Annotated in this window: 6 protein-coding genes and 2 pseudogenes; 3 read left to right on the top strand and 5 right to left on the bottom strand. The window is 64.5% G+C overall.

The genetic code is table 11. From position 1 onward, the window contains the following. A pseudogene (locus MOV74_RS26725) lies at positions 1-103 on the bottom strand (sulfur globule protein precursor); the annotation flags it as partial. Between the two features lie 313 nt (positions 104-416). On the opposite strand from MOV74_RS26725, the gene ndk reads away from it, so the two are divergent. Further along, the gene (gene ndk / locus MOV74_RS26720) at positions 417-839 is read left to right on the top strand and encodes a nucleoside-diphosphate kinase (protein WP_140979454.1); all 423 of its coding nucleotides are present in this window, start codon (positions 417-419) and stop codon (positions 837-839) included. 45 nt (positions 840-884) lie between these two features. Continuing rightward, positions 885-1745 carry a TerC family protein gene (locus MOV74_RS26715; RefSeq protein ID WP_246929453.1) on the top strand — a complete coding sequence of 287 codons (861 nt, stop codon included), beginning with the start codon at positions 885-887 and terminating at the stop codon, positions 1743-1745. A 6-nt stretch (positions 1746-1751) separates the two neighbouring features. Here MOV74_RS26715 and MOV74_RS26710 read toward each other — a convergent pair whose 3' ends face one another. Genes MOV74_RS26710 through MOV74_RS26700 form a run of 3 tightly spaced genes read right to left on the bottom strand, consistent with a single transcriptional unit; the run spans position 1752 to position 6223 of the window. Next, complete coding sequence (locus MOV74_RS26710; RefSeq protein ID WP_246929452.1) at positions 1752-2063, bottom strand: DUF3240 family protein; 312 nt, start codon at positions 2061-2063, stop codon at positions 1752-1754. After that, complete coding sequence (locus MOV74_RS26705) at positions 2060-5134, bottom strand: efflux RND transporter permease subunit (RefSeq protein WP_246929451.1); 3075 nt, start codon at positions 5132-5134, stop codon at positions 2060-2062. Before MOV74_RS26705 ends, MOV74_RS26710 begins: the two co-directional genes overlap by 4 nt. Beyond that, the gene (locus tag MOV74_RS26700; RefSeq protein ID WP_246929450.1) at positions 5135-6223 is read right to left on the bottom strand and encodes an efflux RND transporter periplasmic adaptor subunit; all 1089 of its coding nucleotides are present in this window, start codon (positions 6221-6223) and stop codon (positions 5135-5137) included. Between the two features lie 234 nt (positions 6224-6457). On the opposite strand from MOV74_RS26700, the gene MOV74_RS26695 reads away from it, so the two are divergent. Next, positions 6458-6931, top strand: a complete 474-nt coding sequence (locus tag MOV74_RS26695; protein WP_246929448.1) for a hypothetical protein — start codon at positions 6458-6460, stop codon at positions 6929-6931. 145 nt (positions 6932-7076) lie between these two features. Here MOV74_RS26695 and MOV74_RS26690 read toward each other — a convergent pair. Further along, a pseudogene (locus tag MOV74_RS26690) lies at positions 7077-7235 on the bottom strand (exopolyphosphatase); the annotation flags it as partial.

Below are 7235 nucleotides of genomic sequence, written 5' to 3'. Positions count from 1 at the left end.
CGTGCCAGCCGCCACCGTGCCAATGGGCGGAAGCCGAGGTCGGCGCCAGCGCGGCACCCAGCGCAACCGCAGCGACAGCGGCAAGCGAAAGTTTCCTCAACATGGTGATCTCCTGAGAACTGCCGGCGCGGGGGCAATCCGCGTCGATGGAAAGGCCGCCGAAACGGTCCGCCTGATGGCCAGGCTTTGGTTTCGATGGAAGGAGCTTAAGCCGGCGGACTGAACCAAAGCCTGAATGGGGGCTTCAGATTGGGTTCATCTGGGTGAAATTGTCGTAATCCATGCTGCAATCGCCGGTCCCGGTCCTGCGGCGAAGCGCCTGTGACGTCATCCCGGCGGTCGCTTGCCGGATCGCAAAGGCGCCGATATAAGCCCCGCAACTCGACAACCACCGCTTTCTTCCCAAGGACAAGATTATGGCCATCGAACGCACTTTCTCGATCATCAAGCCCGACGCGACCGCGCGTAACCTGACTGGCGCCGTCAACGCCGTGATCGAAAAGGCCGGCCTGCGCATCGTCGCGCAGAAGCGCATCCGCATGACCAAGGAACAGGCCGAGACCTTCTATGCCGTTCACAAGGCGCGGCCGTTCTTCGGCGAGCTGGTCGAGTTCATGACCTCGGGCCCGGTGGTGGTCCAGGTGCTGGAAGGCGAGAACGCCATCGCCAAGTACCGCGATGCGATGGGCGCGACCGATCCGTCCAAGGCCGCCGACGGCACCATCCGCAAGCTCTACGCCAAGTCGATCGGTGAGAATTCCGCGCACGGCTCCGATGCGCCGGAGACCGCCGCGATCGAGATCGCGCAGTTCTTCTCGGGCAACGAGATCGTCGGCTGATCCATCAGCCGGTAGTTTAGGCCGACACGGGCGAAAGGACGTATTGTGAACTGGCTCTGGCAGATCTTCGATCCCGCTACGATCGGGGCGTTCTTCACCCAGTTTCGCAACGAGATGGCCGAACCGACCTTCTGGATCGCGGTCGGCAAGATCATCTGGATCAACATCCTGCTCTCCGGCGACAACGCGCTGGTGATTGCGCTCGCCTGCCGCGGCCTCTCGCCGCGGCACCGGCTGTGGGGCATGATCTTCGGTGCCGGCGCAGCGGTGATGCTGCGGATCATCTTCACCGGCATCGTCGCGACCTTGATGGAGCTGCCGTATCTCAAGCTCGTCGGCGGTCTCGCGCTGATCGTGATCGCGGCCAAGCTCCTGGTGCCGGAAAACGAGGACGAGGACGACGTCGAGTCCGCCTCGCATCTGTGGCAGGCCATCCAGATCGTCGTGGTCGCCGACATCGTCATGAGTCTCGACAACGTCATCGCGGTTGCCGCCGCGGCCAATGGCAGCGTGCCGCTCTTGATCCTCGGCCTTGCCATCAGCGTGCCGCTGATCGTCGCCGGTGCGGCGCTGATCATGGCGCTGCTCGAAAAGCTGCCGGTCCTGGTCTGGGCTGGTGCTGCGCTGCTCGGCTGGATCGCGGGCGAGGTGATCGCGACCGACCCAGGCGTCGCGCCGAGGCTGCACACGCTGTTCGAGGGCCCGTTCGGTGCCTCGCTCGACACGATGCTCGGGGCCTTGCGCATCCCGCCGCAATTCGGCCATGGCGGCGCCGGCGGCGAATATCTCTGCGCGATCCTCGGCGTTGTCGTCGTGCTGGTCGTCGGCACCATCTGGCGCCGGCGCAGCCTGAGCGCCGCCGCACTGGAATCGTCCGAGCGGCACGCCAGGGCGTCGGCGGAGTAGGCCTCCTCAGTCGATCGTGCCGAGTTCCGTCACCGGTGTCGTCCAGTAGACCAACTTGGTTCCAGTGAACGAAACCCGCAGGCGGTCGAGCAGGCGGCCGGCGTCTTTCCCTGCCAGCACCACTTGCACGACGGTCTGGTCGGCATGGCCCTTCACGCGTTCGGCGGCCGTATGCAATCGGACTTCGGCGCCGTGACCGGCTCCCTGTGAGGCCGTGAATCCCGAAACCAGATCGCTCTGTTCGGCGAGATGGTCGAACACCTCGTCGCGGAGCTGATGCGGCACGATCAGCGTGAGACAGACGGGCTGGTCAATCATTTCGCCACCTTCGAGGTCCCGCCATAGCGGCGATACAGGATCGGCAGGAGAATCAGGGTGAGCAGGGTGGAGGACAGGAGTCCTCCGATCACGACGATGGCGAGCGGTCGCTGCACTTCGGACCCGGGGCCGGAGGCGAACAGCAGCGGGATCAAGCCAAGCGCCGTGATGCTCGCGGTCATCAGCACCGGCCGCAGCCTGCGCATCGCGCCGTCGACGACGATACGATCCTCGCGAAGGCCGTGAGCGCGGAGTTGATTGAAGTAGGAAACCAGGACGACGCCGTTGAGGACAGCGATGCCCAGCAGCGCGATGAATCCGACCGAGGCGGGCACCGACAGATACTCGCCCGTCACGACCAGGGCGAAGACGCCGCCGATCAGGGCAAAGGGAATGTTGACGAGCACCAGCAAGGCCTGGCGGATGGCACCGAACGTGGTGAACAGCAATACGAAGATCAGGCCGATCGCGACGGGGACCACGACGGACAGGCGCGCGGCGGCGCGTTGCTGGTTCTCGAACTGTCCACCCCAGGTCAGCCGGTAGCCGTTCGGAAGCGGGAGTTCGGTCGCCACCTTCTGGCGCGCGGCTTCGACGAAGCCGACCATGTCACGGCCGCGGATGTTGGCACGAACCACGCTCATGCGAGCGCCGTCCTCGCGGTCGATCTTCACCGGTCCGTCCACGCGCTGGATGCGGGCGACCTGCGACAGTGCCACGTGCTGTCCGGAACCGAGCGTCAGCGGCAGGCTCGCCAGCAGCGTCGGCGCTTCCCGCGTCGTCTCGCTGCCCCGGACCAGAATCGGCGTGCGGCGTCCCTCCTCGAGGGCTGTCCCGATCGTTCGGCCCTCGATCTGGGTACGGAGCGAGTTGACGATCGAATCCACGGTCAAGCCGAGGCGGCCGGCCTCCATGCGATTGACCGCAACGGTGTAATATTGAGCGCCTTCGTTCAGCGTGGTGTAGACGTCCTCGGCGCCGTCGATGCTGGACAGGATCGCCGACAACTTCGCCGCGGTTTCGTTCAGCCGGGCGATGTCGGGGCCGAAGATCTTGACGGCGACGTCGCCGCGCACGCCGCTGATCATCTCCTGCACGCGCATGTCGATCGGCTGGGTGAAGCTGAGCGCGATGCCGGGAAAGCCGGCCAGTACCTCGCGAAGCTTCTGCAGCAGGGCCTCGCGATTGTCGGTCGCCCGCTCGGCCGCCGGCTTGAGCACGAGGAACGTGTCGGTCTGGTTGGGGCCCATGGGATCGAGGCCAAGCTCGTCGGACCCGGTCCGAGCGACGATGCCGGCAATGTCAGGTACGGCCAGAAGCGCGGTCTGGAGCCTTGCATTCATGGCAAGCGACTCGTCGAGGTTGACGGACGGCAGCGTCTCCACGCTGACGATGACGTCACCTTCGTCCATCGTCGGCATGAAGGTCTTGCCGAGCTTTGTGTAGGCGAGGCCCGCAGCGACAAGGCCGATCAGCGCCGCAGCCATCACCTTGCGCTCGTTGTTCAGGGCCCAGTTCAACGCGGGTGCGTAGACCCGTTGGGCCGCACGCACCAGCAGGGGATCGCGATGCGACGCGGACTTGAGCACGAAGGACGTCGCAACCGGGATCACAGTGAGCGCCAGCAGCAGCGAACCGGCAAGCGCGAAAATGATGGCGAGCGCGACCGGGATGAACAGCTTGCCCTCCAACCCCTGCAACGTCAGCAGGGGGACGAACACGATAATGATGATGAGCACGCCCGAGGCGACCGGCTCCAAAACTTCGCAAACCGAACGGTAAACCAGGTGGATCAGCGGGGTGGCCTTGCCCGGTTCGTGCTTGCTGAGATTGCCGACGATGTTCTCGACCACGACGACCAGCGCGTCGATCAGCATGCCGATCGCGATCGCAAGTCCGCCGAGGCTCATCAGGTTGGCCGACATTCCCACCAAGCGCATGACGATCAATGCGATGACGATGGCGAGCGGCAGGCTGAGAGCGATCACCAGCGAGGCCCGCCAATTGCCGAGGAAAAGCAGCAGAAGAACGATGACGAGGGCGGTGGCTTCGCCGAGTGCCCGCACCACGGTGCCGACGGCGCGGTTGACCAGACGGCTGCGGTCATAGAATACGTTGATCGAAACGCTCTTCGGCAGCGAGGGTTGCAGCTCGGCTAGCCGAGCCCGCACGTCGCGGATCAGCTGACCCGCATTGGCGCCGCGCAAGCCGAGGACCAGCCCCTCGACGGTTTCGCCGCGGCCGTCCGCCGTGACGGCGCCATAGCGGGTCAGGGTCCCGACTTTGACGCTGGCGACGTCGTTGACCAGGATCGGCACCCCCTCGCGTGTGTCGACGACGATGGCCTTGATGTCCTCGATCGAACGGATGCTGCCTTCGATCCGGACCAGGGCGCTGTCCTCGCCCTGGTTCACCCGCCCGGCGCCGTCATTGCGGCTGTTGGCTTCGATGGCCCGCCGAAACAGGTCGTAGGAAATGCCGCGCGCGGCAAGCGCATCGTTGTGCGGCACGATCTCGAAGGCGCGGACATAACCGCCGAGCGCATTGACGTCCGCAACGCCAGGGACCGTCCGCAGCGCGGGGCGGATCACCCAATCGAGCAACGTCCGGCGCTCGGCGAGCGAAAGCTCGGCGCTGTCGATCGTGAACATGAACATCTCGCCGAGGGGGCTTGTGATCGGCGCAAGACCTCCGCTCACCCCGTCCGGGAAATCACGCGAGATATTCGATAGTCGCTCCGATACCTGGTTGCGCGCCCAGTAGATATCGGTGCCGTCCTCGAAATCGACGGTGATGTCGGCCAGCGCATATTTCGTGGTCGAACGAAGGACCTTCTTGTTCGGCAATCCGAGCAGTTCGAGCTCGACCGGGACCGTGATCCGCTGCTCGACCTCTTCGGGGGTGAGGCCTGCCGCCTTCATGATGACCTTCACCTGAACCGGCGAGACGTCGGGAAAGGCGTCGATCGGCAGGCCGGGCAGGAGGACGGCGCCGGCGCCGATCACCAGCAGCGCGCTTAGCAGGACGAACAGTCGCTGCGACAACGCGAACGCAACCAGGCGCCGGAGCATCTATTGCCCCAGTCCGGAGAGAATGCCGCGAAGCGCCGAGATGCCGCCGATCGCAATCTCATCCCGGTCCGTGACCGCACCCGCCACGACGACATGGTCCAGATCTTCCGCAAGCAGCTTGACCGGGACCAGCCGGAAGCCGCCGTCGAAGGCGACGAACACCGACGTTTGCTCGCCGCGCCGTATCAGCCCGCTGTAAGGGATTTCCCAGGCGCTTTCGCCGGCGGAGATAAAGCCGATGCGCGCGGCGGTGGTCTGGCCGGGATGCAGCTCGCCGTCGTTAGGGACTTCGGCGCGAACCAGGATGGTCTGGGTGGCAGGATCGATGGTCTCGGAGACCAGCACGACCTTGCCTGGGGTGGAATAGCCCTCGATCTCGACTTTTGCACCGGTGCGGATCGATCGAATATTGGCGGCAGGAACCGCGATTTCGGCCCATAGCGGTGAGAGCCGCGCCAGCTTGACGAGCGGCGCGGATTGTTCGAGCCGCTGCCCTGGCGACACCGCGATCTCGACCACGGACGCGGTTTGCGGCGCGTTGACCGTGAGCGTCGCGCTGATCGCCGCTTCCTGGGCCAGCCGGGAGATTGCATCGTCGGACATCCCGCTCAGATGCAGCATCTGACGCCGTTCGGCGACCACGAGCGCGGCCTGGCGCGCTTCGGCCTGGCTGGCCTCCAGCACGCGTTGCGGCACGGCCTTGCCCTCGAACAGATCGACGTTGCGCTTCAGCTGCTGGCTCGCGAGAAGCTCCTGTGCGATCGCGTGCAAATAGTCGCGCTGTTGGGAGACGAAGCTCGGGCTCTCCAGGGTGACCAGCGGCTGGCCGGCCGAGGCTCGGTCACCGCGCCCGACCAGGAGATTGGCGACCATGCCGGCCACCGGTGCGCTGACGACCCGCAATTGTTGCGTGGGGATCACGATCTGGACGGGATAGGGCAGCGTCAGATCGGTTCGGCTCGCGACCGGATGGGTTACGCGGACGCCGAGATTGCGCGCCTGCGCATCTGTCAGCTTCAGTTCATTCTGTGCGTCCGGCGCTGAAGGCCAAGAGCTCAATGCCAGCGCAAGCAGAACCCGGGCCGTCATGCTCCGAGCGGGGCTCAGAAGGAAAATCCCATGGTGCAGTTGCATGGCGTAAGTCGTCCGAAGCGCCGCATTCGATATTTCGTTTACGCTGGCGGGACGCCGATGGGTTGATGTGCATCAAGCGCGCCTCGTCTGTGGAGCATATTTTTGGTCGCGCCGGAGATAACTGCGGTTTTGGCTCATTCGCGCGAACGCAGAAGCCAACACTGTTCCGAAATATGCAGGAGCAAAGTCGTGAAATTGAGCAAAGTTACCTGCACGCTGCTCAGCGGTGTCATTGCCTCGCTCGCTCTTGTGCAGCCAGCGCTTTCCCATAGCGGAACGGCGCAGGATCCGTGGAGTCCGGCGCACATCGACATGCTTCCGGCCGAAATTCGCGCAGACGTGCAGAAATGGAACGCCGCGTGTGGAGGCTCCATCGCGGCTGCCCAACATTTTGCGCTCTATCTGACCGTACCGGGCACGGAGTTCGTGGCCCTTCACTTCGACGATTTTCATTGCCGCAGCAGAGCCGTTCATTGCAATTCCGCGGGATGTCTGCACGAAGTGTATGCCGCGACGGCCGGCCGATACCGTCGCGTGCTTGCCGTGCGCGCCTATGACATCCGACTTTCGTCCGTCAACAATCAGGCCTTCGTCGAGCTCCTCGACGGCAAGGGAAACAGTCGGACGCTTCGTTGGAACGGTAGCCGATTCGTCGCGAAGTAGATGCCGGTGCAGATGCCTGTCGTTTGCATCTGTCTCGTCGCGCTCTAAAGCGCGATGCGATTGGGATGAATCGTCATCGCGCTTAAGGTTGTTGCTTAAGCATGATCTTTTCGAACAACCGTTGCGCACTTTTTTGAATCATGCTTCAGCGCCGCACGATCGAGCCGGCGCGGTTGATCAGCCGGGCGAGCGCGCGGAAGCGGCTGCCGACGCGGTCGGCGACGAGATCACCGAGGCGGTGCTCGAACACCAGCATCAGCTTGCGGCCCTGGCTGCGGAAATGCGTGGCGGGCAGGACGCCCGG

Source organism: Bradyrhizobium sp. SHOUNA76, from assembly GCF_023006445.1.
Taxonomy (GTDB): domain Bacteria; phylum Pseudomonadota; class Alphaproteobacteria; order Rhizobiales; family Xanthobacteraceae; genus Bradyrhizobium.
The sequence above is the reverse complement of the archived record's forward strand: the minus strand, read 5'-3'. Positions and strand labels throughout refer to the sequence as shown.

Bases quoted from the DNA above. Each gene is read 5' to 3' on its own strand.
- MOV74_RS26705 (WP_246929451.1), bottom strand. From the start codon at position 5,134: ATGCTCCGGCGCCTGGTTGCGTTCGCGTTGTCGCAGCGACTGTTCGTC.
- ndk (WP_140979454.1), top strand. From the start codon at position 417: ATGGCCATCGAACGCACTTTCTCGATCATCAAGCCCGACGCGACCGCG.
- MOV74_RS26700 (WP_246929450.1), bottom strand. From the start codon at position 6,223: ATGACGGCCCGGGTTCTGCTTGCGCTGGCATTGAGCTCTTGGCCTTCA.
- MOV74_RS26710 (WP_246929452.1), bottom strand. From the start codon at position 2,063: ATGATTGACCAGCCCGTCTGTCTCACGCTGATCGTGCCGCATCAGCTC.